The 2,124-nt window shown below is 64.5% G+C and carries 2 protein-coding genes; both read right to left on the reverse strand.

The window, feature by feature from the left end; genetic code table 11:
• Nucleotides 1–590: DUF6519 domain-containing protein (locus JCM12296_RS34310; RefSeq protein WP_218188437.1), on the reverse strand; the 590-nt coding region annotated here is incomplete at its 3' end.
• Nucleotides 591–628: 38 nt separating this feature from the next.
• On the reverse strand, nucleotides 629–1,921 hold the full coding sequence (locus JCM12296_RS34315) for a hypothetical protein (RefSeq protein ID WP_054702601.1): 1,293 nt from the start codon (nucleotides 1,919–1,921) through the stop codon (nucleotides 629–631).
• Nucleotides 1,922–2,124 lie beyond the last annotated feature (203 nt).

Below are 2,124 nucleotides of genomic sequence, written 5' to 3' on the forward strand. Positions count from 1 at the left end.
GCCCAGCCGCGCGCCGCGCCCACCAGGCCCGCGCAGGGGTCGCAGGGATCGCTGGCTTCGAGGTTATCGTGCAGATCGAGGCTCAAGGCGGCATTCCCCTTTTGGGGGATGTCGGTTTCCGGATTGACGCCGCCGCCACAGGTCTTGACTTGCAGCATGGCCTGGGTGCGGGTGCAGGTGTCGGCCCCGTTGAGGGCCACATCGCGCAAGTCGGGATCTTCCAGGGCCGTCAGGGCGCGCTCCCAGACGTCGGCGTAAACCACGTAGGGTCCGGTGGCCGGAAGATCGCCGCTTCCCGGCAGATCGGGCTGCAGGCCGGCCGCAAACGCCGTCGTGCCTGGCAGGACGGCGCGCAACCCGTCGATATAGACGTCGCCCGGCTGGATGTTGCGGTTGTCGGCAATGGCGAGAGCGCCGCTTCGCGGAGTGCCGTTTCCGACCACATCCTTGAGGGCCTCGGCCAGCTGCGCTTTGAGGATGTCGACCAGGCTGTTCCAGTCGGCATCGGTGAGCATGCGTCCCTGCTGCTGATAGACCCCGGCGTAGCGCTTCAGCGCATCAACGGATTTTTTGGATATCTGGGTTTTCATGGGTCCCCCATCAGGTCATGATGAAAACAATTACAAATTTATCCTGCACAGGCCTCCCTGGGCAGCCGATGCAGCCGCAGGTCCGGAACGATGACGGCCTCCATCCCCACGGGGAGAAAATCATTCAGCTTGTCCGCCACGGCGGCCATCAGCAGGCTGTACCGCCAGCCGTGATAACACCCCATCTCGCCGCCGTCCTCGGCACCGAAACGAATCGCTTCGCTGGTGGCCGGGTGGAGCGTGGCGCATCCAGGCTCGCCAAACACCGGCCGGCGCTGCACCACCTCGCCCCCCTCGTCAAAGGCGAATTCATAAAAGATGGGGGGCTCCGTGGTGTTCTCCAGGGTCCGCAAATAGCCCGCGTCCACATCTTCGGGAATACGCGAGAAGCGGATGCAATGGGGATTGGCAGCGGTTCCCGGCGCAAGGTCCAGGCCGGCGGCGAAAATCGTGTCACTGGCTTGCAGGCGGTGCGTCTGGCACTGGCTCAAAACGGTGCAGTAGACCAGCCGAGCCAGGCCATGGACAACCGCCAACCGGTCGAACAGGCAGTCTTCGGCGATCAACACCGGCTGAAACATGCCGGCGGCGTCGGTGGGCGAGACACTTTCCACGCGCACGTCAAAAGCCGCCACCCGCTCCAGGTTGAGTCCCCCCTGGATCACCCGCAGGGTGCCGCTGCCTTCCAAAATCAGATCCTTGAGTGTATAGCCGGACGACGCCGACAAATCCATGGTCACGGTCCCGAGAATCGGGATGCGCACCGGCCGGTCGACACGCCCGCCATGATAGGCCCCCATCTCGCCGCCATCCTCGGCGCCGAACAGAATCGTCGCTGGGGCATCCGGTCGCAAAACCCCGGCACCGGGTTCGTCGAAGAGCGCGCTGAAAAGAGTCGCGACATCCGTGGTATTGGCCTCTTGTTCAACGTCCTCGTCCAAGTCGGCCGGGATCCGGGAGTAACGGATCGACCCGCCCGCCGTTGCGCTAATGCTGCCATTGAAGATGCAGTTGGCGGCAGTCAGCTTGAAAACCGTGGTCGACCCCAGAACCGTGCAGCCGTCGAAGCTGGCCGCGCCGGCACCCACCGACACGGTGTCGAAAAGCGTGTCCTCGGCCGTGAGGATCACATCATCATGGGATGACACGGTGGCCACCAGCTGTTTCACCGTGCAGCGCCGCAGGGTCAAACGGCCGGCACTGACCGTGAGGGTCCCCTGGACATGGTGATCCTCGAGCAGGTGCTCGCCCTCTGCGCTGTAATCAAGATCGGAAACGGTGGTATACGGGTCAGGCCCGAAAAAGCCCAGTGGTGGCGGGGCGTGGAGCAAGACCCTTTTGGGTGGGCATGTCCCCGGGACCAGGTCGGGGTGCGCACGTCCGGCGTGCGGCGGGAAACGTCTTCATAACTGCCGGGGAAACACGGTGCCCCATGGCGGTTGACCTGGCGCCACCAGACTGCCTGTCCGTCAAAGGTGGTCTGTTTGGCGGCCGGGTTCTGCGGCGCCGCGCCACCGTCGGTCGCCACCTGCAT

This window comes from Desulfosarcina cetonica JCM 12296 (assembly GCF_001311845.1).
In the GTDB taxonomy this organism is placed as follows: Bacteria; Desulfobacterota; Desulfobacteria; order Desulfobacterales; family Desulfosarcinaceae; genus Desulfosarcina; species Desulfosarcina cetonica.